The 24,643-nt window shown below is 45.7% G+C and carries 22 protein-coding genes; 1 reads left to right on the top strand and 21 read right to left on the bottom strand.

What is annotated here, in order from left to right; all coding sequences use genetic code 11:
• Window positions 1–32: 32 nt before the first annotated feature.
• From RQP52_RS22065 to RQP52_RS22010, 12 genes are all read right to left on the bottom strand, one after another.
• Window positions 33–1,064 carry a nucleotidyltransferase domain-containing protein gene (locus RQP52_RS22065; RefSeq protein ID WP_315953855.1) on the bottom strand — a complete coding sequence of 344 codons (1,032 nt, stop codon included), beginning with the start codon at window positions 1,062–1,064 and terminating at the stop codon, window positions 33–35.
• Window positions 1,033–2,823 carry an ABC transporter ATP-binding protein gene (locus tag RQP52_RS22060; RefSeq protein ID WP_315953854.1) on the bottom strand — a complete coding sequence of 597 codons (1,791 nt, stop codon included), beginning with the start codon at window positions 2,821–2,823 and terminating at the stop codon, window positions 1,033–1,035. Before RQP52_RS22060 ends, RQP52_RS22065 begins: the two co-directional genes overlap by 32 nt.
• A gap of 23 nt (window positions 2,824–2,846) precedes the next feature.
• Window positions 2,847–3,302, bottom strand: coding sequence for a signal peptidase I (locus RQP52_RS22055; RefSeq protein ID WP_315953853.1), 456 nt, complete (start codon window positions 3,300–3,302; stop codon window positions 2,847–2,849).
• A complete protein-coding gene (locus RQP52_RS22050) occupies window positions 3,289–3,558 on the bottom strand; it encodes a PqqD family protein (protein ID WP_315953852.1) in 270 nt (89 codons plus the stop codon). The genes RQP52_RS22055 and RQP52_RS22050 overlap by 14 nt, the downstream gene beginning before the upstream one ends.
• Window positions 3,558–4,340 carry a hypothetical protein gene (locus tag RQP52_RS22045; protein ID WP_315953851.1) on the bottom strand — a complete coding sequence of 261 codons (783 nt, stop codon included), beginning with the start codon at window positions 4,338–4,340 and terminating at the stop codon, window positions 3,558–3,560. The genes RQP52_RS22050 and RQP52_RS22045 overlap by 1 nt, the downstream gene beginning before the upstream one ends.
• 71 nt (window positions 4,341–4,411) lie before the next feature.
• A complete protein-coding gene (locus tag RQP52_RS22040; RefSeq protein ID WP_315953850.1) occupies window positions 4,412–4,618 on the bottom strand; it encodes a hypothetical protein in 207 nt (68 codons plus the stop codon).
• Window positions 4,619–4,631: 13 nt separating this feature from the next.
• On the bottom strand, window positions 4,632–6,353 hold the full coding sequence (locus RQP52_RS22035; protein WP_315953849.1) for a hypothetical protein: 1,722 nt from the start codon (window positions 6,351–6,353) through the stop codon (window positions 4,632–4,634).
• A gap of 21 nt (window positions 6,354–6,374) precedes the next feature.
• Complete coding sequence (locus RQP52_RS22030) at window positions 6,375–7,604, bottom strand: efflux RND transporter periplasmic adaptor subunit (protein ID WP_315953848.1); 1,230 nt, start codon at window positions 7,602–7,604, stop codon at window positions 6,375–6,377.
• A gap of 96 nt (window positions 7,605–7,700) precedes the next feature.
• The gene (locus RQP52_RS22025; RefSeq protein WP_315953847.1) at window positions 7,701–8,366 is read right to left on the bottom strand and encodes a CpsD/CapB family tyrosine-protein kinase; all 666 of its coding nucleotides are present in this window, start codon (window positions 8,364–8,366) and stop codon (window positions 7,701–7,703) included.
• Entirely contained in the window at window positions 8,347–9,108 is a 762-nt protein-coding gene (locus RQP52_RS22020) for a YveK family protein (protein ID WP_315953846.1), read from the bottom strand. The genes RQP52_RS22025 and RQP52_RS22020 overlap by 20 nt, the downstream gene beginning before the upstream one ends.
• A gap of 188 nt (window positions 9,109–9,296) precedes the next feature.
• Window positions 9,297–9,593, bottom strand: coding sequence for a response regulator transcription factor (locus RQP52_RS22015; protein ID WP_315953845.1), 297 nt, complete (start codon window positions 9,591–9,593; stop codon window positions 9,297–9,299).
• Window positions 9,593–10,627 carry an HD-GYP domain-containing protein gene (locus RQP52_RS22010; RefSeq protein WP_315953844.1) on the bottom strand — a complete coding sequence of 345 codons (1,035 nt, stop codon included), beginning with the start codon at window positions 10,625–10,627 and terminating at the stop codon, window positions 9,593–9,595. The genes RQP52_RS22015 and RQP52_RS22010 overlap by 1 nt, the downstream gene beginning before the upstream one ends.
• 467 nt (window positions 10,628–11,094) lie before the next feature.
• On the opposite strand from RQP52_RS22010, the gene RQP52_RS22005 reads away from it, so the two are divergent.
• Window positions 11,095–11,601, top strand: a complete 507-nt coding sequence (locus RQP52_RS22005) for a collagen-like domain-containing protein (RefSeq protein ID WP_379174098.1) — start codon at window positions 11,095–11,097, stop codon at window positions 11,599–11,601.
• Between the two features lie 59 nt (window positions 11,602–11,660).
• Here the strand turns inward: RQP52_RS22005 and RQP52_RS22000 are convergent, their stop codons facing one another.
• The 9 genes from RQP52_RS22000 to RQP52_RS21960 all read right to left on the bottom strand — a co-directional run bounded on the left by RQP52_RS22000 (window position 11,661) and on the right by RQP52_RS21960 (window position 24,388).
• A complete protein-coding gene (locus tag RQP52_RS22000; RefSeq protein WP_315953843.1) occupies window positions 11,661–13,373 on the bottom strand; it encodes a glycosyl hydrolase in 1,713 nt (570 codons plus the stop codon).
• A 272-nt stretch (window positions 13,374–13,645) separates the two neighbouring features.
• Window positions 13,646–15,868, bottom strand: a complete 2,223-nt coding sequence (locus tag RQP52_RS21995) for a glycoside hydrolase family 88/105 protein (protein ID WP_315953842.1) — start codon at window positions 15,866–15,868, stop codon at window positions 13,646–13,648.
• Window positions 15,869–15,884: 16 nt separating this feature from the next.
• On the bottom strand, window positions 15,885–17,624 hold the full coding sequence (locus RQP52_RS21990; protein WP_315953841.1) for a hypothetical protein: 1,740 nt from the start codon (window positions 17,622–17,624) through the stop codon (window positions 15,885–15,887).
• A gap of 9 nt (window positions 17,625–17,633) precedes the next feature.
• The gene (locus tag RQP52_RS21985) at window positions 17,634–18,584 is read right to left on the bottom strand and encodes a sugar phosphate isomerase/epimerase family protein (RefSeq protein WP_315953840.1); all 951 of its coding nucleotides are present in this window, start codon (window positions 18,582–18,584) and stop codon (window positions 17,634–17,636) included.
• Between the two features lie 89 nt (window positions 18,585–18,673).
• Window positions 18,674–19,696 carry a Gfo/Idh/MocA family protein gene (locus tag RQP52_RS21980; protein WP_315953839.1) on the bottom strand — a complete coding sequence of 341 codons (1,023 nt, stop codon included), beginning with the start codon at window positions 19,694–19,696 and terminating at the stop codon, window positions 18,674–18,676.
• A 36-nt stretch (window positions 19,697–19,732) separates the two neighbouring features.
• A complete protein-coding gene (locus RQP52_RS21975) occupies window positions 19,733–20,812 on the bottom strand; it encodes a Gfo/Idh/MocA family protein (protein WP_315953838.1) in 1,080 nt (359 codons plus the stop codon).
• 95 nt (window positions 20,813–20,907) lie between these two features.
• The gene (locus tag RQP52_RS21970; RefSeq protein WP_315953837.1) at window positions 20,908–22,584 is read right to left on the bottom strand and encodes a type 2 periplasmic-binding domain-containing protein; all 1,677 of its coding nucleotides are present in this window, start codon (window positions 22,582–22,584) and stop codon (window positions 20,908–20,910) included.
• Between the two features lie 61 nt (window positions 22,585–22,645).
• On the bottom strand, window positions 22,646–23,518 hold the full coding sequence (locus tag RQP52_RS21965; RefSeq protein WP_315953836.1) for a carbohydrate ABC transporter permease: 873 nt from the start codon (window positions 23,516–23,518) through the stop codon (window positions 22,646–22,648).
• A 15-nt stretch (window positions 23,519–23,533) separates the two neighbouring features.
• Window positions 23,534–24,388: an ABC transporter permease gene (locus tag RQP52_RS21960; protein ID WP_315954019.1), complete on the bottom strand. Its 855-nt coding sequence runs from the start codon at window positions 24,386–24,388 to the stop codon at window positions 23,534–23,536.
• Window positions 24,389–24,643 lie beyond the last annotated feature (255 nt).

Raw genomic sequence — 24,643 nt, 5'->3', positions numbered from 1 at the left:
TATCATCTTACTTCTTTACTGTCAACTGCTAACTAAAACTTTTTCATCTCGCTCGAAAACATCATTTTTCCTAAATTACATACGAATTGAACGAGTGCTGCCCATGAATGTCCAAGGGAATCAAAATTGAAAAACTTATCATAAACTTTACTTACAAATTGCTTAATATTTCGACTTTTGCTTCCCCTATACGCCCCCTCAAAGTTAATTTTGCTTTGAAGCGGCAATGGCAACGGCAATTCCTTGATCGCCGATAAATGAGGAAAATAACGATACACGATAAGCAATGTTCTTATCATTCGGCGCAGCGTTTTATGTGTAGCGGCATCCTCTAATAATCGATTAAAGTCAATCTGATCTCGCCTTGCATGGAGAATTTGGATAATGTCTATAAAATATTTGGGCGAATTCATATAATGACTCCAGCCATGTAGACAAATCATGTAAAACGAATGGTAAACAGACAGCTCCTTGACATATTGGAAGTATGCCATCGGCAACGCTTCTCCCCAAAATTCGTCCATATTTAAGTTTGATGTTTTCTCGATCAGGAAATCCCAATGGAGTTCAACCGTGAGCGGAACCGAACAGTAAGGCAGCGGTTTAGACAAGCTCCAGTGGAAATGCGACGTTGTGCAATCCTGCTCGATGGTATACCCCAGCGACTTCACACACTGAATAGCCCTCTCCAAATCATGTTTCTGCACCAATACATCAATATCGGTTGTCCCTCTGGCTCCAAGGTGACCAAAATATTTCTCAGCAAAATAGACGCCTTTAAGCGGAATGACAGAAATCGCCAACTCTTCGAATTTCTTCAGCAGCCGGTCCGTTTGATTTTTAATAAAAAGATTGAGATATAACGTTTCATCATAGTCTTGTTTTAATCGTTCTTGAAAAAAGAGCGGAACTTGCGACCCTCTGCCTTGCTGTTGGATTAAGAAATAAACCTGGGAAGCTACGCCAAAGTAAGCAATATCCTCTAACGCTTTTTCATAAAAGGTAACATCCTGAGGAAAAGAAGCCCGCGGATCATACAACGCTTGTATCAAAGGAATGATCATCACTTGAAGCTCCTTTCTCCGACTGCAACCGGTATAATCGACGATACAGCCCTTCCTGCCTAATGATCTCTTCATGACGGCCCATCTGCATGATCTTTCCTTCATCCATAACAATAATGAGATCCGCATTTTGCACGGTGGATAGTCGATGAGCAATCACTAACGTGGTGCGATTATGCAGCAGCTTTTCCATCGCCTTTTGCACATGATACTCCGTTTCGCTGTCCAAAGCTGACGTCCCTTCATCCAACAGGAGGATAGGCGCATCCTTTAACAGGGCACGTGCAATAGCCATACGCTGCCGTTGCCCACCGGAAAGTCTAGAGCCTCTCTCCCCGATTTCGGTATCATACCCATTCGAAAGAGAGGTGATAAAGGTATGTATGCCGGCAATAGACGCCGCCTGTATCATCTGGGCATCTGTGATGCCAGGTTTGGCTAGCTGCAGATTCTCTCGGACCGTACCGCTGAACAACACGGTTTCTTGGGAAACATGAGCGAATAAGCTTCTCTGTTCGGAAACAGTCAGCGCAGCAGTCGAATGACCGTTGATTGTGATGCTACCAGCTTGCGGCAAATAAAAGCCCTGAAGCAAGTGGAACAACGTGCTCTTTCCTGCCCCGCTTAAACCGACAATAGCGACGATCTTTCCGGGCGGAATTTGCAAATTAAATTGATCGAAAACAAGCTTCTGCCCATCATAGCTAAACGAAACATCTTTGAAGTGAATGGCTGACAACATAGGCTTATAGGCAATCGCCTCAGGCAAGCTGTCGGATTCAATCTCTGTATCCAGGATCTTAAATATCCTTTCCATGGCGGAAACGGATTTTTGCAGGCCTGCCCATTGTCCGGCCAGCTCTGTCAGCGGATATACCAAGTGGTTAACAAGGTTGATAAACGTTAATAGGGCACCTACAGTCAGGACACCGCTTGAGACGTAGTACGAACCCAAACATAGGCTTATCAGAAATGTGACGGAAGCAGCCGCCTGGCTCCCCACATAAAACCATCCGCGCAATTTGGCATTCCGCAGCTCTAGTGCATATAGTTCCTGATTCCTACTTACATATTTGGCGAAAATGAACTTTTCCATGAGGAAAGAACGGATAACGAACAAACCGCTGAACGTTTCATTCAGCAGCACGTTCATTCGTGCTACTAAATCCTGAATCAACCGGTTATTTTTTCGAAGCATGAAACCAAAAATAACTCCGGAAACCATGGCAACAGGAGCCACAAACATGCTTACGAGCGCTAGCTTCCAACTAATTTGAAGCAAGTAAATGAAAACAGCCAGATAGATGAACGGTAATTTAACCAAATAAATAATGCTGCTGCCAATAATGCCATCCAGGTTATGAATATCATTCGTGAAATGCGCCAATAGATCCCCAGAATGTTTACCGTCGATGTGCTTTCCAGGCAGCTGCATAATATGTTTGAACACATCAGCGGAGAAGTCCCTTTTTACCCCATTGGTTGCGATGGTCTCCCACAGTGTTGTCAGATACGTCGCTGCAATACTTACAGCAACGAGAAACGCGCCTAAAGGCACCAACCATTTCATTCGTCCAAAATGACTATGAATAGCCGCATCCGTGAGATGGCCAAAGAACCATGAGAAGGATAACGTTAAGGCGATATCCACGAATAACAAGAGGAATAGCCCCATGTATGCCTTACGATGCGCAATCATGTAGGGCTTCAATATGGAGTAAGTCGTGCGAACATCTTTTATGGCCAATCTTCCCATCATACCCGCGACACTCCACTGTAAGTCTAGACTTGAAAGCTTTCTTTCCTATTTAGATAAAATCTTAATAATAGCGCAATCATTGGAAATGTTAGAATAATTCTTCCCCAAACATGAGCATATAGATCCGTTGTATGGATGATCCGCCTTTTCCGCTCAATCCAAGTCAGTTTCCCGATCAATTGATCCAGCCCAATTGCTTCGTCATGCTTTAAATTGGTGTCACCTTTGCATAGGTAATACAGCTGTTGATTCCTTGTGACCATCCGGCAAAATCGATGAGCCACCAAGTTTCCGCCTAATGTACGAAATAAAAGGACATCGCCTTTCTTTATGCTTTCCGTGCTAGTAACGCTGAATCGGCAAATGTCACCTTTTTTGATAAAGGGATACATACTCGTTCCTCGCGCCGGAAGTTCAATCCAGCCATTTTTGGCCATCACACGTGTAAGAAGTTGTATGGATTCTTTAGGAAACAGCATATTGGACCAAACCCCGCCCTATCATCTCCGTTAAAAAGGCTTCAACATCCTCTTCGACACTCTCGCCGACGGTTGCGAATTCCTCACGAACTGCCTCGCTTATTGAGCTTACTGTCTGTGCCTCACCAAGTAACGACCAGCAGTAGCCGCCTACTTCATTTAATTTCGTCAGCGTAAATTCATCCGTGTTCAAAATAATACATTCCACATCCAGCTGAATAAACTCATAATCATTCATTCGAAGGTATTTGGTCATCAGGATATCAGCTCCCAAAATGTCTCGTTTTTTTGAAAATGCAGCTCGGAAATTGCAACCGAATGAACGACTTGCTGCAGCAGTCGGAAGATGTTCCTTGTTTCTTCCAAACTGTGAGACCAATAAAACACTTTATTCATAAGAAAAAGAAGGCTGTTCGATTTGCTAAGCGGAACGATATGATGTTCCATGGCCTGATGCAAGAGATATATGTTGGTTAACGGACTAACTTCACCTACACCTGTTCTTCCCAGTTCACTTCGAAATGGAGAATCATAGACGGTAACCTGACCAGGAGTGATTTTAATAATGGTTGCCTCATCGGAAAGCAGCTCCCGGGGATGCGATAGCTTAGCCGCCGTAGATTTGCCGGCCCCCGAGTGTCCCGCAAACATGTAGGCTTTGCCCTTATCTATCGCACATGATGAGTGAATCAGCAGTCCCCACTGATGATAGACCAGATAGGAGCTGTATAGATTCATTAACGCGTGCTTTAGCGCCAACTCATTATGCACAGAAATGTTAGATTCCCGATAATCCAAACTAGTCTCGATGCTGTAATCTGCCCTCTGAAATAAAATCTTGTGTGAGTCTTTGGAAATCTCCACGTGATAGTCAACAAAAGGAGTCCCATATCCCTCTGTCAGTTTAATGAAGAGATCCGGGTTCCGATTGCTCGTATCTACCACTGGGAAATTCCGCTCAATCCAGTACGTCATCTGATCGGAGTCGCAAATCATTTGAACAAGATGCTCCCCAATCGTTGTGTGCATGCGCGCCATTGTACATCCCCTTGGGACTTTATTGATCGTTGAGGTCAACGGCAGTTAGCCGTTAACCTCTTCGACTAATTTCACTTATTTTTGCCGTTTCCATTGCCATTATGAGGTCCGGTATACGGAGGGTTGGGATAATTAATGCCGCCATTTCCTTTACCAGGGTGATTCAAATTGCCGTGGCCTTTATTCCAGCTCTGCGCTGTCTCAAAGCGAACCGGCTGTTGACTTAGAACCATTGGGCGAATATATACTTTGGGTACCTTCTTCGTTTCGTCTTTCATCGCATTCGCTCTCCTATCGTTTCATAGTTTGGACAAGGCGTCTTGCTTCACCAAATGGTGTATCAATGATTTCATAGATCCGAAGATAGACGGTATTTTCCAATCGGTCCGCGTTAAAATCGATGGATTGTGCACCGCTAATCAGCTTATTATCTCCTGTAAAGGATAACACTTTGGAAGCCATGATTCTGTTTTTGGCATCGGCGAACTCAAGCCTCATTTGAGAAAAGCTTTTATCAACGACGATTTCATCCTGAAGTTTAATCCCGAAATCCAGATTGTTTTTATATGAGTAGGGTACGCTTCCTTGTCCCATATTGTAGTTGATTCCAATTGACCAATTATTCAACGTGACTTGGAAAGGAAAGAAGGCTGCATCCTTATCGTCCGTCTCATCCATAACTTTCGTCTTGAAGGCTGCAAGTGGAAGGTTGTAAGGCTCTACACTTTTCCCATCCGTAATTTCCATGGCCAACTGCTCACCGTTTTCTGCATTAGGAATAATAAAGGAATAGTAGATGACGTAGCTTAGGTTAGGAATGAGTGATTCCACCTGCGTATTTTGTCTTGTACCCAAATATTTATTACCGCTGCTGCTGGTTAGGACCGTCTGAAAGAGAGGAACCGGCAAGGGATTCTCACTTTTATTGAGCAGCCTGAATTTGGCCACAGCCGCTTTAAAACCGCCACCCGCGCTTTCATAGACACGAAGATCTACCATGGAAACACTGATTTCTGGCCGAATCAGCTTCGTTAAAGGATCTATCTGAAGCGGTTTGTTCCACTCATATTGTGACAATTGATTCATAAAGTACCGTACATCGTTGGCTCCTGGCGGTGTAATTGTCAATCTGCCAATCAAATATTCGGTATGTTTTTTGTCCTCACCTACAAAGTCTTCTGGCGTCAGGACCGATAAACTTTTCAAATCCATCTTATTTCTGATCGGAATGGCATAATGAACATAATTCTCTTCCCCAGGGTCGAGGGTGATCGGATCTTTCTCTATCCGTTTTCCACTATAAATTTTATTCTCTAATTTGCCATTGATCCGGAAGTCAGGGATGTTGGTTTTCTTATCCCCCGTATTTTTAGCAAGCAATGCCACAATGGTCATAGGCCCGTCCGGCGTATTCTGTTCAGTAAGACTAACCGGCTTGTATGACAGCGTGCTGGACAGCACCGGGATCGTAAACTGATCATCCCACTTCTTCATCGTGGAAGGATCGGTAAGATTAGCCTTTTCACCCTTCCATTCTATGTCGGAAATCGGCAGGGATATGATTTTCTTTTCTTGCTTGGGATAGACGAATTCGTCAACATCATAGAAGGAAAGATCCGTTAATGAAAAGACATCAAAGCGCTCGATGACCGTCATATAACTAAGCTCTACCGTCTCTTTGGGCTGAATGTTCTTGGCGTTAGCCTGACTTGGACGCATGATATATTCCAAGCCTTCTTGCGTCTTGGCACGAACTTCATACTCCGGTACGCCCGTTAGGCGATCCCCATCATTATACAGGCGTACAACAGTGCCGATTCGAGCTCCTTCAGGAGTTGATTCGTTTAAAATACTTTTCACTTCCACCTTGATATCACTCGTCAACGGATAGCTTTTCACCGTCGTTGTTGAGGCATATTTTTCATCGGCTGCTACATGGAAAGCCGCTGATGGAATCACGAGTGAAACGGATAAAATGAACATAACCATCGTATGTTTCCAATTTATTTTCAAGTCAAGTCACTCCAATTTTATTTATTGCTCTTCAATAGCCGTCATTTGAACTTTTTCTTTATTGCTTAACTGACTTGGACTCGTTTTTACGACCAGTTCTCCCTCTTTGAGGCCCGAGAGCACTTCTTGATTAGGCTCGTTCAATCTGCCTAATTGAATGCTGCGTTTCTCTACGGTGTCTCCATTGAGCACAAATACGAAAGCATTGTCACCTTCTTTAACAATACTGTAGGTAGGAACCGTCACTACAATCTGGTCCTGATCTTCCGTCAGTTGAAGCTTCAGCTTCATTCCAGGTTTCAATGACAAATCTTTATTCGGCACTTCGAGATTAATTTCATAGGCCTTCGTTTCGGGATCGATCACTTTGGAGAGATAGCTGATGGCTCCCTTGAATTTCTCATTTGCTCCCACTACGAAATAAGAAAGCTGAGTCTTATTACCGATTTGGTTCGTTTCCGCTTCCGATAGCTGTGCTTTAATTTTAATCGGGTCCAGTCTTTGAATAACCCCGACCTTAGCTCCCGGCTGCAGCGCCATGCCCGCTTCCATCGGCATCTCCGTCAATAAGCCGCTTACCGTAGCTCGCACTTCAAGGTTTTTCATAGCTTGGTCAAGCTGCTGCAGGTTAACCTGAGCATTTTTGAGCTGCACGTCCAATTCAGGAGAAACTTCCTGCGGTTCTACAGCGCTTAGTTTCTGTTTAAGCTGATCCAGATCCATGCGGGCACTCATCATTTGAGTCTCCATCTGGTATAGCTGAGCTTTCGTAACCAGTCCGATATCATAATCGTTTTTCATTTTATTGTAATTTCGCATTAAACCAGTCATCGACAACTCCATCTTTTGAATGGCATTGCTCATATCCAACTTTTGGTTTTGCGTGTCTTTTTTAGCTCTTATTTTCGCTTTTTCTATCGCATCCTGAGCCGTTTGCACAGCAAGAGCCGCGGTCTCTCTCTGTGTTTGGAGATCGCCGGATCTCAACCGAAGAATCACATCGCCTTCTTGAACCATATCTCCGCGTTTTTTCAAAATCTGATCAATATCTCCGGCTGCCTTGGATGTAAGGTCAAATTGGGCTGATGATTGTGCTTCTGCTACACGTTCCAATGGGTCACCTATTTTTTGTTTAATAACCTTGAAGACTTTAATGCTTTTCGGTGCTTGATCACTATACATGGAATTGCTGTCCGCATTGTTTACTGCCGTATCCGAGCACCCGGCCAATATGCCAATGCTTAAAGTCAAAATGCAAAGGGTTCTCACGACTTTCGGTTGCTGCTTCCGCCGTTTTTTTCTCATTGGATATAAACTCTCTCCCCTTACTTTGATTTCCCGCAACGGTCAAAGGTACGACGACGCATGATCGCTTTTAACTTCATTCATGACGACGCCAATTAAATTCACATTTGCCAGATGGAGCTCTTCTTTCACTTTCTTGGCGATCCCGCGTTTGACTTTACCGGATTTGACGATGAGAAGTGTCCCATCGCACTTTGTTGCCATAATCTTGGCATCTGTAACCGTTAGAATAGACGTAGTGTCCACAATAACCATGTCATATGTCGTACTAAGCTCTGCCAGCAAGACATCCATTTGGTGGGATGCCAATAAGCCAGAGGGATTTTGAGGGGCCGGACCCGAGGTTACAAATGATAAATTTTCAATGTAAGATTCCCGCACAATCTCGTTCAATGTACTCTGATTAGCCAGATAATTGGTCAGCCCTTTTCCATTATCTTCACGAAACGTTAAGTGAATCGATGGATTTCGCAGGTCGGCATCTACGAGCACCACTTTCTTGCCCGTTTGTGCATACGCAACGGCTAAATTAATAGCCGTCGTTGTTTTCCCTTCCCCTCTGCCTGAAGATGTGACGGTAATTGTCTTTGCTTCACGCCCGAATACCGAGCAATCAATATTAAATCTTAAAGATCTATAAGCCTCGGATGCAGGAGAGTTGGGATTCTTTTGCATCGTTATGGAAGCATCAGTGGATAGTTTTGGCATAAGCAATATCCTCTACTTTTTTTCTGGATTTATTTTTCTGCGCCGTCCTTAGTGCTTTGGTTTTCACTTTCGGTATGTAAGCTAAGGTTGAGAGTTCAAAAGCCTCTCGAACATCTTCATCCGTTTTCAAAGTATCATCTAAAGCATCGAGCAGAAGAATGATACCAACTGTAACAGCGAGCGAGGCAACAAAACTAAGAATGATATATTGGTTCGACTTTTGATTGACAGGTATAGGATTGTCCTGAACTTTGGCTCTATTCAGAATGGTGATATTATCGACCTTCATAATTTTGGGGATCTCGGTTTGGAAAACATCCGATACGGCATTCGCAATCTTCACCGCTCGATCATGTGAAATATGTCGGGCCGTAATCGACATCACTTGCGTTTCATTGAGGTTCGACACATTAACAATAGAAATTAATTGGTCGGTAGATACGTTGAGGTCAGGGTAGCGTTGAACTACTTTATCCATAATTGCCGGAGTTCTAATGATTTCTTTGTAAGTATTAATGAGGGCCATATTAACGCCGATTGCTCCATAATCGATTTGCTCTGTACCTAGTTGACCCTGTTCAGATGTTTTGTTGACAATCAATTTTGTCGAAGCCTGATAAATCGGAACATAATTGGCTGTCGTATACATGGCGGTTAGAATGGTGCTACCACATACAATTAATGCAATAAGCCACCAACGCTTCTTTATAAGCATCAAATATTCTTTTAAATTAATTTCCATGTTTCCCCTCCGTGAGAAGTCATCTTTTTCGAAATTAAATGATACTATTTGTATCTTAATTCTATTATTACTTTAAGATACTTTTCGTATCATGTCAACAAAATATTCCTTTATTAAGTTCCAAATTGTATCACCTAAAATGCATATAAAAAAAAAAGAAAAGCACCTCGAAAGGCCTTCTCTTTTTGTTAATTCATCCCTACGGATTTCACTAAATTCTTCTCACTTTTAAGTCCTGAAACCATCAACGCTTGCTGCAAAAGTAGTGCCAGCAGCCGGCGCATCGAGCCAATGCCGATTTTACTCATAATATTCGCTAGGTGAATCTTGACTGTTTTCTCGCTGATGCAACAGCTTTCAGCAATTTCCTTGTTTGTGTACCCGTGAGTTGCGATAAGGGAAAGGATTTCCGATTCTCGCTGCGTCAGCCCATAATTTGTGAAAAATTGTTGCAAAACTGTATTCTCTGCGTTTGAATTATGCATTATACAACAACTTCCTTTATATGAATGTGGCGTTCTCGGCTAAGATCTACAAATGCTTCATCGACTCTTACAAGTGGATTTGTATCATCTGTTGGATTAATATAGACGACTTCCGCCCATCGACCATCCGTCAATTTCACTTTCCTGCCAACTAAACTTCGAATAATATTTCTCAGAAACACGGATACGATATGTGGATCCAACTCTCCAAAAAGCCCTGCGCGCATCTGTCGCACAACTTCGTAGAACGGCATCATGTCATGATAAGGTCTATTCGAGGACATGGCATGGAAGACATCGGCAACGGCAACAATCCGGCTCAAGCGATCGATTTGGCTATCTTTTAAACCCATAGGATATCCACTTCCGTCTGCTCGCTCATGGTGCTGCAACGCAACAAGTGAAACTCGGTAGTTGACTCCTACCGTTTCCCTAAGCATGTTATAGCCCCGAATGGTATGCTGTTTCATGGTGTTAAATTCATCTTTGGTTAATTTCCCCGGCTTTTGGAGAATGTCTTGCGATATTTTAATTTTACCAACATCATGCAAAGTAGCAGCTAGCGTCAACAAGGCTATCTCTTTATCATCCATCTTAAGCCACTTTCCAATTAGGGTCGAAAGTACCCCTACTCCGACATTGTGCTGATGCGTGTACTCATCTTTGGCTTTGACAGCTTCAAGCAATTCGAATAAATCAGGATGTTCGGCAGCTTGCTGAACAATAGGAATGAGTTGACTCTTAATTTCAAGCAATGGGATTTTATTCTCTGACTCTATTTGCTCAAATATTTTCTTGGCGAGCTGAGAAGCTTGCTGTACTAGAATTTCTGAAGAATCTTGGGTGTCGGCGACGACTAGTTCTTGTTCCAGTTGCTCTTGGGGATTTGTCGTAATAATGTCCATGAAGTCAATACGATGCTGTCTAAATAAATCTAAATGCTCTGCCGTAAGAACGGTTAAGCTTGGTGCCAATACAAGCCCATAGCTCGTTGTTACATCGTATTTCAACATTTTCCCCGTAAGTTCTTTCAATTAACCCCGCCCCAATTATTTCAAAATATAACCAATTTCTATTATATACGACAAATTAGGTTCCAACCATGGGAGGTAAATCCCGTATTTTCCCTTTATCACTAGGATAAAAAGACTAGAGCCTTCATAAATCAAAATATAATTAGGACTAATGGTATAGTTTGGCAAAATCTCTCCTCTTGACCAGTTCTAACCGTGACATTCGTCTAGCCTCCTGCATATAGTAAGTATCGACTAATCCGCTTTAACCTAAGGAGGAACTTACATCCATGACTTCAAACAAAAAACAAGAGACTCGGCAGTTGGAACGGGACACTGACGTATTGCAGCAGCCCGAAATTGACCCTGCGTATGCGGAAGCCTATCCTCAATCCGTGCCTTATGCATACGGCTATCCTGTACCGCAAGCCTACGCTTGGGTACCTGTATATGACACACGCATGCTCGGGCTTCCCGGCTTGCCTGGCATGGGCTTGCCTGGATTCCCAGGGCAGCCTGGATTCCCAGGGCAATCCGGATTCCCAGGGCAGCCTGGATTCCCAGGGCAATCTGGATTCCCGGGGCAGCCTGGATTCCCGGGGCAACCTGGATTCCCGGGGCAGCCTGGATTCCCAGGGCAACCTGGATTCCCAGGGCAACCTGGATTCCCAGGGCAACCTGGATTCCCGGGGCAGCCTGGATTCCCAGGGCAACCTGGCGTGCCAGGCGGCAATGAGCAAGCGCCAACTTCGGCTCCGCCTGCGTATACCCCGCAAAAGCCGCAATCTGTGGCTGGTTCTACATTCGCTGTAGATCCGGGTGGCATTAGACGCTGCATGTTCCGCTTCACCTATGTATGGCTAAGCAATGGCCAGCAGTTCTGGTATTATCCGACTTTTGTCGGTCGTAATTCCATTGCCGGCTTCCGTTGGAATGGTTTCTCCTGGATGTTTTTCGGTATCGATTTACGTTTTATCGATTCCTTCACATGCTAACAGAGCAATGAAAGCAGAAAGTCCGACACACACGATAAGTGGGTGTCGGACTTTCTGCTTTACACGGCGGCTGTGTAGATGGCCATCCCCGCCAGGCTCGGATCGCCAATTACCCGTCGTACCTCCATATTCAGCACGCCGGCCTTTACGGTGACACCGTAAGGACCATATTTGGCCCAGCTGTTTAGCGCTAATATACCGATTGGAGCTGTTGTTACCTGGCTACCTTCAAGAACCAAATCGAAAGCAGATGGATTTGTTTGAGAACTTTCAAGAGACCAAACATACACTTGATAATTGCCGTTGGACAGCGCTTGAGCAACCGTAAAACTGGATTCTGAAGCATAAATTTTAGAATTAAGCATTACGCTTGAAACGCTATCAACAGCTGGAACCGGTGTAATTGCCGGCGAATTGACGTAAGTTTTGGTATTGGAGGAATACGTGAATAGAACATTATCTCCCGCTAACCATGCTTGCTCATCCATCGTGACAGATGCCCCTCCGAAATTAATTCCACGAACAAACCCCGTATAAATGGCATCGGTTGTCACCGTTAACGGTGGCGTAAAAGCAGAATTATTTCCCGCAGCATCTTTGGCTTTTACTAGAAAACGGTACGCCGTATTCGCCGTTAGACCCGTGACCGTGAAGCTGGTCGTGGTCGTAGTTCCCGCTAAGTTTGTGTTATTTACATAAACTTCGTACCCCGTAACGCCAATATTATCCGTGGATGCCATCCATGTCAGTGTAACCGAAGTCATGGTCTTGGAAGACGCCGCCAAATTCAATGGCATTGTCGGTGCTTGCGTATCCGGAATCGGTGTTGTGGGGATATTGATCTTACTTCGACTCAACATTCTTTCTAAAGAAGTCGAATATAAGGCATATCGCTGAGCGGAGGTATTATAGTCATATAAATAATTTGCCCACTCCATGAACCATGCCCATTTGGGTTGCTTCGCAAAGGTTGAGCTCGGAAATAATTGACCGATTTCTGCAATAGCAACCGGTTTGCCACCTGAAATAGCCACGAGACCATCATAATATTCCTGCTTAAAGGGTTCACTCCCATACATATATAAATCCGTTCCTAAAATATCGCATTTGCTTGTCCCTACGAAATGTGTCAAGTAAGGGTTAATGTCTGAACTCTTAGGTGCATTGGCGTTCCAAACCCAAAGCAAGTTATTTAAGCCATGAAAATTCGTAAACCGATCATACATAATGTCCCAGAGGAGCTTAAAATTTTGCTTCTTCCCCCACCAGAACCAGCCACCGTTCATCTCATGGTACGGGCGCCAAAGAACAGGAACGTTGGCATCTCTGAGTTGTTTCAAAAAAACCGCAACCTTGTCATACTCCGAGATTAACCAATTGTACTCTGCTGTACCAGGCGTACACACATGGTTGAATTCCGCATCCGTCGTACTCCTTTGAACATTGGACCAGGTGTAGGTTGTGAGTGGATAATTCTGATGCCACATCACGGTCACAATACCGCCACTTTGAACATATTTCTTCGCTGCATTCGTTACATTCTGTCTTTGAGATGTGACCTGCGCAGCTGTCTGACCTGAAATGGGTCCCATTTCATACCCGGCAACACCAGGGTAATCACCGTACAGTTTGTTAATTTCATTGACATAACCACTGGGGTCCTCCAGCCAGTTATGAATACCTGTTAATGTTTTGGAACCTGATATTGCATACAAATAGTTCAAAACATCAACCGTTTTCTGGCTAGCCTTTGCATTAATCGGAAGCATCATCCTACTCACCTCGCAATGTATTGGTATAATGGCGGACATGTTATATGAATCTAGCAAATTGTATGACTGCCATAATCCTATACTATGTACCTTTAGCACTATTTGCTTAGGTTACCTGTAAAAAATTGTAGAAAACACAAAAAAAACCTCTAATATATCGAGAGAATCTCTCTCGCATACTAGAGGAAAGAACTATAAGCGCTATTCCTGTCAGAAATCGACAAAGAAAAATAGAACTTTTTGAATATAAAATCCGCCGTGACAGACGGTCTTCAATCCCTGCTTGCCAGTTCCTTTAACCAACCCTTCAGCTTAACGATCTCCGTACCCGCCAGCATCATAATGCCTACCCCATGGTTATCGTTCGTAACGGTAAGCAGATCCTTCTTGTAATAGTCCGCTGTAAAAGCATACCGCGAGCCGCTGCAAACGCCGTGCACGTTACCCTGCGCGTCTATGGCATACCGCGTTAAGCCATCCCATGCTTTAAGCGCAGCCTGTATGTACCGCTGCGGCTCCGCGAGCCAGCCAAAGCGGACGCCTCTGGCAAACGAATACGCAAACATCGCCGTACAAGAAGCCTCTAGATACGCATCAGGATCATTCAATACCTGATGCCACAGTCCGCTTGCTGCTTGAAGCTCGGCATAACCTGCGCACAGCTCGTTAAAGAAGCGGACAAGCTCAGCGCGAAGCGCATGATCTGCCGGCAAAGCCTCCAGCACCTCGGTCAGTGAGAATAAGGTCCATCCGTTGCCGCGCCCCCACGGAATCCTTGTCGGCATCCCGTATTTGAAATCAAATACGTGGGACATGATGCGCTGCTCCGGCATAAATAAGTAGTTCCGGAATAATAGGAACTGCTTCGCCGCCTCATCCAGCGCTTCACGATTTCCCGTTACTGCCGCATAGCGGCACAGGAAAGGCGTGCTCATATAAAGGTCGTCCGCCCACATGGTATTCTCCGAATACTCATCCTGGCACACACGATAAAAGGCTCCGTCTTCCTTCCGCTCCAACTGCAGAAGCATGAAGTCGGCAATCCTTTGTGCAATCGGCAGATAACCTGCATGTTGATCTTCCTTATACGATTCCAACATGGCCGATCCGAATGATCCGCAGTTGTCGAGCATTTTCATCATGACCAGCTGCTGATTGATGGCCGGGAACCCGTACTGCTCGCGGTCCCATAGCGAGTACTCGAACATATCCGTACAGCTTTGAACATGCTCCAGCGCATACGAGAGAATATCCGGCCGTTCCAGCAAACGGCCGGTTTGCAGCAGCCCGTAGATGGTCACCCCCAGCGGATAATCCCAGCGAGCAAAGTTGGTCACATTGCCAACGGTCCATTTATTGCTCAGCATGGCGTTCTCATAATAGGGACGAATCCACGTCTCCGGGCGGTCTAAGCGCCAATAATGGTTCGCAAAAACTCGCTTCGTCGTAGCGATTTCGTTCTCATTCAGTTCCACATTTGCATCAAAAGGACCCAAATAGAGCCATGCCTCATTCGAGCCATGCACGTCTACAGGCGCATGGAACGGTAAATGCTCTCCGCCCGCATAAGCCTGCACGGTGAAGCCCCACGCGCGTGAAGCCAGTTCGCACTCGCTGCGGATCACCATATCGTGTTTGCCGAAGGCGAGCAGCAGCTCCACTTCAAAGCTGCCTTCCGTTTGGACCGCAGCGACTGGATGACCGTTCACCCAGACCGTCAGCGGTCCGGTTGTGCTCCCTTTTAACACATAAGGAGCCCGGCCCATGCCGGTAGCGTTCAGCTGGGTCCAAGCGTAGGCCCGCTTGCCTGGCTGAAGACCGAATAAGCGCTCGCAAACTTGTAACGCCAACTCCTCTTCACTCCAGTCCGATCCCGGAAGCCAATTAAGGCCCTGCTCCTTCTCGGAAGAGAACGATGCCGGCAGCGGATTCTCCTCGAACAGATCAGCGTCGATTGGAACGGAATACACCCATCCCGCCTGGCCCGCTCTTTCAGCAAAAGGAGAACGCACATTTAGAATTCTTACTTTAGCTTCATCCGATCCGAATAAACAGCCGAATCCCGCCGGGGTCACTTTCGCTTTTATGAAAAGACGATTCCAGCCTTTGACGAAATTGAGGTTTAATTTGACAGTCGCATCCGGCTTCAGCTCATCTATAACGTTGGAACGGTAGGATAGTTCATCATTAAAGTAAAACTGAACCGGGCCCAAACAACGCATCAACACGTCTAGATTCCGGTCACTATCACTCCATACAAGCGAATAAGCATAAGAAATTTGCCCCTGCTTTGCCTCAGGAAATCTATGACGAAGATTGAGATCGAATAACCCCTCGTCATTTTGCAGAATACCTGCTCGATTGAACGCCCGAAAAGCAAACGGCACAGGCGGATTGGCTCCGATATAGCGATCAGCAAGCACTTTCAGCGTGCGTTTTTCGTCCGTACCTAAGCGTGACTGGATGCTCTCTTGTTCATTGAAATAGGTTGTCATCTCTCCACAATCCTTTCTACAGCAATCGTACCGTGAAGGTTCGGTCAAACGGCGTCACCAAGTTCACATGGACATATTGGCAGCCTGTCGGGTGCTGATCTTCACGAAGTATAGGCAATAAGTGTTCGAAAGCTCCCGAAGATATTTCAATGCTGTCTTCCTCCACCCGATAGGTCATAGATCCGCTTTTGAGGAAATATTTCCCGTCGCCTGCATCCTGCAGATTTTCTCCCTCTGCTGCTCCTTCATTGCCCAGAATAAAGGTTAGCTGCGTAAAGACGTCTTCACGCTCATCGGAATGTATGCGCACCGTCCAATCGGACGAATTTTGTTTAATTTCCACCTGCAGCTCATGGGTTTGCAGATGCGTCATTGGCCGGTGCTGATGCGGCAGCAAATACCACGGACTTACCGGCCCTTTCGCCGAAAGGGGAAGATGCTGCTGTGGAATAGGTCCATTGTAGCCTTTTTCCATAACGACACCTAGCCGATAGACGCCATCTTGGGCGGTTAGCTGATCAAATTTGACGATACCCGGAGAAAAGGACGTGGACAGCTTAATGCCCAGCAGCCTGACTTTCCCATGGCGAAGCGAGAAAAAGGACGGCGTTTGCGGCATAATCGTTATGCTCTTATCCTTCTCGCGAATGCGCACGACCGGCGCTCCGAATGCCAGATGCATGGAGCTGTGCTGAATTTTCAGATGATGACCGACAGCATCGATTAAGTTCAGGTGCTCATTCATCGGATGATGCTGATTCAGCATACAAGCATATTGATCAGGAAGTTCGGCGCGTTCCAAATCACGGAGGGTTTCCCCTACTTCTGGGTAAAGCAGCACATGCAGTAGAGCATTATTATTTACACCGTCCGGACGCTTGACGAAAGCAGCGGCATAATCGCACATGGCGGCGAAGAGCGGGTCCTTGTCATGAGCAGCCATTAGGCGATAAATCGTATAATAGGTAGCCATGTCATAGGTTTGGCCAAAATCCTGCCGGCCCGAATAGTCGGTCACCACTTCACCTGACGGATGGATGAGGTAGACCATCATACGCAGATTCCGGCGCACACTATCCAATAATTCGGGACGATGCAAGACGCGAGCCGTATGATACAGCGCAACATTGCTGACGGCATTGTAGATTCCGTTGCTCCGTTCCGTCCATTCGCCATCTGCCGTAATATCTAGGCCTTCTGCGAGCCATTCATCCGCTCGTGCGAGGAGCTCGGGCCTTTGGAAAATGTCATACAACTGGGCTAAAGCTGCCGTAAGCACCCATCGATGATTCGGCGTATGACAGCCTCCCGTCAGCATGGCCGGTATGGTTCGTTCAAGAAATAGCTTTAGTTTGGCCGCTATTGGCTGTAGGACCGACCAATCATGACCAGCGAGCAGCTGATAAATCTGCGCTACGCCGCCAATTACGAAGCCGGTATCAGGCGGGGAGTTATAATTGGTTGACCCCAGCGAAATCGTCCCGTCCGGATGCTGCCTGTTCAGCATGAACGCTGCTGCTAACTCCAAGGAAGCTGCTAATGACTCGCTATGGTAGAATCTGGAGTCCGGATTCACCAAAGCCGCTGCCCACGCAGCTATATAAACAGGTGTACTATGATGACTGGCGCGCGCAATGCCCGTCTCATCGATGATTCCACCGTAATACTTGGATGCTGGATCAAGCACTTGGCTTTTAAGCGCAGATGCTGCCAGTTCGTCGTTATTTTCCACCAACCGCTTATATATGAAGTCCATGTGTATCACCTATTGCCCTTTCCCGGCCGCTATTTTACTTGTGATCAGTCTGTGGCTCTCCTCGATCTCATCCGGTTGACATACAGCCTTCAACTCGTACACTTTAACCTTGGCCATGTCGATAGCTTCAAGGAAATGGTCAAAGAAATGCAGATCCTTGCTATGTACATAAGGACACCAATGGTCGGAAAGCCCGAGTGTTTCATGAATATGCACACCATAGATATACTGCTTAACTTCCTCTAGCTCCTTCAAATTGTCGTACAAACCCATTCGATCCATCATCATGGCGTGACCGATGTCGTACCAAAGACGAACGGGGCTCCCCTCCAAATTGTCGCAAATCGTCTTGGCTTCCATCAGCGTCGGCATCTGATACGATCTCGAACGCGTTTCGATGCCAATCGCGATATCCCATCCTTTTTTCGCTGCATAATCACTCACTTCGTCCAAGCTATCCTGAATCCGTTTCGTATACCGAGGACTGAGACTATCGCGCCGTTCCAGCATGTTCCGCCACAGCCCTTGGTACTCCGTCGAAGCCCTTCCATGTTCCTGATAAAGCTTCTTCAAATCCAGATCAATATTGTAGTCAAAAGGGACTTCGCCAGGATGTACGACTACGGCTTTGGCTCCATAGCGGTTGGCATACTCCATGGATCGAATGAGCAGCTCCACAGAGCGTTTGCGCTTCTCTTCATCATCAAAGCCCAGCATCACGGAATCGGTATCATAATCCTTATCGTCGATGAATGGGAATACATTGTGCACACTCGAAACGCCTATTTCCCCTTTTTCAATCATCGGTTCAATAGTTCTCATCATTTCTTCCGTCACATTATAATTCAGTTCTACATATCGAAAGCCAAGCCCCTTAATTTCCTCCACCATGTCCCGGCCAATGGTATGTTTCTTAATATTCCAGCACGTTGAAAACGAATATTCCCCTTTGTCGATCATCTGTATGCCTCCTTATTCTTATGAAAAAGACCAGATCACCCTGCTTCCATATGTAGGGGATGAACTGGCCTTTCTGCGGGAATACCGCCTTATTCGGTAAGATCTCGCAAATAAATAGCTGTGCCCGTCTGTGCCGATTGCGTCGATGCTTCCATTAAACGTGTTAAATCAAGCGCTAATTGGATGTTCTCTGAAGCTGTTGTTTGGTTCTGCATATGTGACACCCACTGTTCGAACGGGGTCGGCAGACTCACCGGAAGTTCCTGAGCCACTTGCCATTTTGCTGCTGCCTCACCTGATAGCTTGGAGCTGCGGATATAGACCAGATCATCGGTTCGAGAATACTTTATGCTTCCCTCGGTCCCTTGCACCTCAATGTCGAATTGCGAGTAGCTATTCACAAATCCCGCTTCAACAATCCCTAATGCTCCGTTTGGATAACGCAAAGTAGCTACAGCACTATCCTCTACCTCGCGCCCCGTAATGTAGCCGAAGCTGGCGCTGACGCTTTCCGGAAAACCCAGGAATAAGCGGGTTAAGTACATGGGATGGCAGCCAAGATCCATCAAGGCTCCTCCCCCGCACGACGCCAGATTGAAGAAGTACGAAGGCAGCGAGCCATTCGGATTACTCTCCGTCGGGAGCGCACCGTTATGAGCAAGCCGGATACGTACTGTCGATATCGTGCCAAGATCACCTTCATGAATAGACTTCATGATGCTTTGAGTGAACCCGGTGTACAGCCGCGGCAAAGAGACGGTGAGCTTCACGCCGGCAGCTTCAACCGCCGCTAGTATTTCCTTGCATTCCTTTGTTGTAGTAGCGACAACCTTTTCTGTAAAAACATGCTTACCCGCACGAGCCGCGGCGATAATCACATCCCGGTGCGCCGTTGTGGGTGTATCCACAATAACCGCATCAATGTCAGGATTGCTCAAGAGCTCCTCCAGATTCTCATAAAACCTGACGCTGAACTCATCGGCTTTTTCTCTGCCACGCTGCGCATCTTCATCCCAAACGGCCACGATTTCGGTGTCGGGATGCTGACTTGCCATACGTGCGTAGTCTTTGGCATGAACATGCCAAAAGCTCAACATCGCAACTCTAATCATTGTTTGAGACTCCTTTTCCGATACTTTATCCATCGTTTAGTCAAAATAGACGGCTTTTCCAGTTCGATTCGATTCATAAATCGCTTCAAGGATTTCCGATACGACGCAAGACTGCTCTGGCGTTACGATCGGCTCTTTATCATGAATAATGGCATCAATCCATAATCGAATTTCTTTATCCTGCATGCTTTCTTTCTTGCCTTCGTAGAAGTCTGCACCCTTGGCCTCGAACTGCATTTGGTTCACATATAGTCGGCTATGGCTCTCGCCATTAATGCGCAACCCATCCTGCATGTCCGCTCCTCCTTCGGTACCGCAAAGCGTACATTTCGCTTCCTTGGTATCCAGCGTATTGAGCGCCCAACTGGCCTCCACCATAATGGTGGCCCCATTTTTCATGACAATCATAGCAAAGGCCGAATCCTCAACCTTGAATTTATTTGGGTCCCACGGGCCCCATGAATTAGCAGCGTTCTCTTTGCGTGATAATTTATGATAAGCGGTGCCCAGCACCACTCTAGGTTCATAGTTATTCATTAACCATAATGTCAGATCAAGCGCATGTGTGCCAATATCGATTAATGGACCTCCGCCTTGTTTCTCTTCATCCAGGAAAACTCCCCAAGTAGGGACACCGCGTCTGCGAACAGCATGTGCTTTAGCAAAGTAAATTTCGCCCAAATCGCCGTTCTCAACGACTCGTTTCAAATGTTGACTGTCTGCTCGGAATCGATTATTATAACCAACCGTTAATTTTTTGCCTGTCCGTTTGGCAGCTTCCACCATACGGCGGGCATCCGCAGCTGTTTTCGCCATCGGCTTTTCGCACATGACATGCTTGCCTGCTTCCAAAGCGGCAATCGAAATTTCCGCATGCGTATCATTCGGCGTACATATATGTACAACATCAATTGCAGGATCCGCCAATAATTCGCGGTAATCGTCGTATACTTTTGCGCCGGGAGCGCCGAATTTCACTGCTGCTTGGTGTGCGCTTGCGGGGAAGATGTCGAAAAAACCGATGATTTCCGCTTCCGCAACTTTGCTCAAGCTTGGCAGATGTTTCCCCGTTGCGATACCGCCACAACCGATGATAGCTACTTTAACTTTGTTCATTATGATTCCCCCCATGATGCAAGACGCTGGACACCGATGAGATGCCTGAACGCGCAGGCAACCTAATCGATATCCAGCCCTCCTTCAAGAATGACTTACTTGACTGCTTCCATTTGTTGTTTCGCGATAATCATCGCATCCTTAGCCAGGAACGCTGTATCTTTATTCTCTTGATACCATTTGTTCATAAAATCCTCGAGCTGTTGACCGCCTGCTTTCGCCCAAGCCGCTTGCGAGTCTTTGATCGCTTGCTCCGGCGTGTACTTAGCGCCGCTGAGAATGGCTTTCACGAATAAGTCGCCTTTTTCTTTCAGAATCGTTGTGTTAATGACTTGAAGATCTGCGCTGTACACCGGCATGTGGTCACCCAAAGCAATGCCTGGATATTCTCTTTGCGGATCAAAATAGAGCTTCTGAACTTCTTTATACATATCCATTCCTGCTTTTTGCGCTGGTACTTCAGCATTAAAACCATTCAGAACATACGTACATTTATCTACGCCCGATGAGAAGAACATTGTATAGTCATATGCGTAGCTAACTTCATTCTTGGACTTTGCAGGGTCTATTGCTTGTGGACAACCATTGGGAGCTTTCTTCCAGTGTGTGCCTTCATCACCATTGACAATTTTATTAGCGGTTTCCGGCTTCATAATAAAATCAAGATAGCGGCCAACGGCTTCCGGATCTTTCGCTTTAGCGTTCACAACGGTTGTCATTTGAACAGGATTATCAATGGCCCCAGTAAATGTCCCCATCGGTGATTTTGGATAACCTAATGGAGCGACATCCGCCCCAGGCGCATTTTTCTGCAATGTCGTAAGGTCATTCATGATAAAGTCATACCAACCTCCGGTGAACTTCACATAAATGCCGATCTTTCCATTTAAAAAGTCCTGTTTCGCCTTGGCGCCATCTTTATCGTTAATATAGTCTTTATCGATCAAGCCCTCATCATAGAGACGTTTCTTAAAGGTGAGAGAAGCAAGCTCTTTGTCCCAAGCACGGACAACTTTGCCATCCTTCAGATCCCAAGCCAGTAGCGAGCTCGAGGAGCTCTCGCCGAACATCTCATTGATGGCTTGCTCGGAATAAGTGCTCATATTCAGGCCATACGTATCTTTTTTACCATTACCATCAGGATCTTGGTCAGCAAATGCCTTAGCCACTTTTAATAGCTCATCCGTTGTTGTCGGCATCGCCAGATTCAATTTCTTCAACCAATCGGTCCGAATGAGTAAAATATGGGCAGGAACAGCCTCTTTGACTTTTCCAATTTCGTAGAGCTTGCCATCCGGCTTCGTCCCCGCCTTTTTCAATTGCGGATATTGCGTCAGCAGCTTCTGGTATTCAGGCATATATTGCAAAATGTTATCAATGGGAAGCAGTTGTTTTTGATCGTACAAACTTCCTCGAAACGGTGTGTTATACTCGTTGACGATATCCGGAGCGGAACCCGACGCAAACAAAACGTTCAATTTCTTCGTTGAATCACTGCGGAGGATAGGAACAAACTTCACATTGACAGGTCCATTTTGATTGATCCATTTGCTCCAGCGATTCTCTTCATACGATCCCTCTGAGGCAGGTACTGCCCCCCGGTCGTACATGGATACCGTCACATCGCCACGCTTAGCCGGTTTCTCTTCCCCCGGTTTGCTGCTTGTCGTAGCTGCTGTCCCTTCTTTTTTGTCACTGCTGCAGCCAACTAACGTTGCACCAAGCGCGACAACCCCTACGGTGATTCCAAGCCACAGTTTCATGTTTTTCATGTGCATTTTCCCCCTGCAAAATTTTATAGTGAAGTTTTGTTAAACGGGAACACCAACGATTTTAACCCTTAACGGATCCAAGCATTACGCCTTTGACAAAATACTTCTGCAAGAAAGGATAAATCACCAGCATAGGCACAACCATCACAACAACGCCCACGGCTTTCACCATCTCTGTAGCAACCGCTGCTTGCTCCTCCGTATTCAGGGAAGGAGAGTTGAGCAAATCGTTCTTTTGCAGCATAGCTTGCACAACGACAGTTAAATTCATCATATCGCTCTTATTGATATACATTAGAACACTCATGAACGCGTTCCAATAGTTAATGCCATAAAATAACGCCAGAGTCGCCAACATCGGCAAGGATAAGGGTAAAATGACTCGGATGAGCAGTGCAGTGTCACTGCATCCATCAATTCGCGCAGCTTCTTGTACTTCGTAAGGAATATTCTCAAAATAGCTTTTCATCAGCAGCATATTATAAGTACTAATGAAGCCTGTCAGCCATAAGGACCAATAAGAATCGATGAGATGCATGTTTTTTACAACGAGATAAGTTGGAATTAAACCACCCGCGAATAGCATCGTAAACACCATACCAAGAACCAGATAGCGACGAGCGAACAAATAGGATCTGGACAACGGATAAGCAGCTAAAATGGTGCCCAATAAACTTAATACCACGCCGACCACGGTGATAAATATGCTATTTTTGAAAGCATTAAAGGCCGGGCTTGCGATGAAGAAAATTTTATATGCCGTGAACTGCAGCCCTATCGGCCAAAAGAAGACATGACCTGAATCTACAGATGACCGATCGCTGAGCGATAGCGCTATGATATGAATAAACGGCAGGATGCAAGTTAAGGCAATGAGTGCAAGCAGCACGTAATTGATCGTATAGAAAAGCTTTTCTCCTCTTGTCGCTTTCACTACATGTCCTCCTCTCTAGAACAGGGCTTGATCAAATTTTTTGGCAATCCGGTTTGCGATTAACACGAGACTGCAGCTAATGACCGATTCGAATAGTCCCATGGCCGTCGTTAAGCTAAATTGCGAGCTGCCGAGTCCTATTTTATAAATGTAAGTACTGATAACCTCCGACACGTCCGCAACAGCAGCGTTCTGTAAGTTATAGACTTGATCAAACCCAACTTCCATAATTTTACCCATCGCTAATATCAGCAATAAAATAATGGTGTGCCGAATGCCGGGAAGCGTTACATGCCACATCTGACGCCACTTGGTAGCTCCATCCATGCAGGCGGATTCATACAGCGACGGATCAATGGTCGTTAGAGCAGCCAAGTAGATGATGGTACTAAAGCCCATTTCCTTCCAAATGCCAGATCCGATAAAAATGCTTATCCAAGAATGCGACTCATATAAAAAAGTAACCGGCTCCAGATTGAACAGTTTGAGCACCTTATTGATGGAACCATAATCGGTTGCAAATAACGATAATACGATACCCGACACAATGACCCAAGAGAAGAAGTGCGGTAAATAAATGATCGTTTGCACCCACTTTTTGAACCACGACTTCCGGACCTCATTGAGCAAAACAGCCAAGAAAATGGGAACCGGGAATCCGAGCACCAGGCTTAGAAAGCTCAGCCAAAATGTGTTCCAATTGATTTGGAGCGTGCTCGCGCTGGAAAACAGCAGTTTAAAATTCTTTAGTCCCACCCAAGGGCTATTCCAGATGCCATCCGCAAAATTATAGGTTTTGAAAGCGATAACAAGTCCGCCCATAGGCCAATATTTGAATATCACATAATAAGCGATAACTGGAATCAGCATGATGAACAAAGGAATATTTTGTTTCAATCGCCTGCTCCGCTTTAAAGAAGCTGTCTTGCGCAGGTTCACGGATGATACCGTGACAGGAGGTTCTTCGATTCGACTGCTCATGCTTGCTCACTCCCTCAATCTTTGGTATGAATCCTATCATATCGGTTTCGTGTATCAAAACCCTTAAAAAATTATAGAAGATTCTATAAATTCATTAGGTAATGGATGGAAGCGATTTTTATATGAAAAAAATATTGTATAATG

This window comes from Paenibacillus violae, from assembly GCF_032461945.1.
GTDB classification, from domain to species: Bacteria; Bacillota; Bacilli; order Paenibacillales; family NBRC-103111; genus Paenibacillus_E; species Paenibacillus_E violae.
This window is presented reverse-complemented; position numbering and strand designations above follow the sequence as displayed.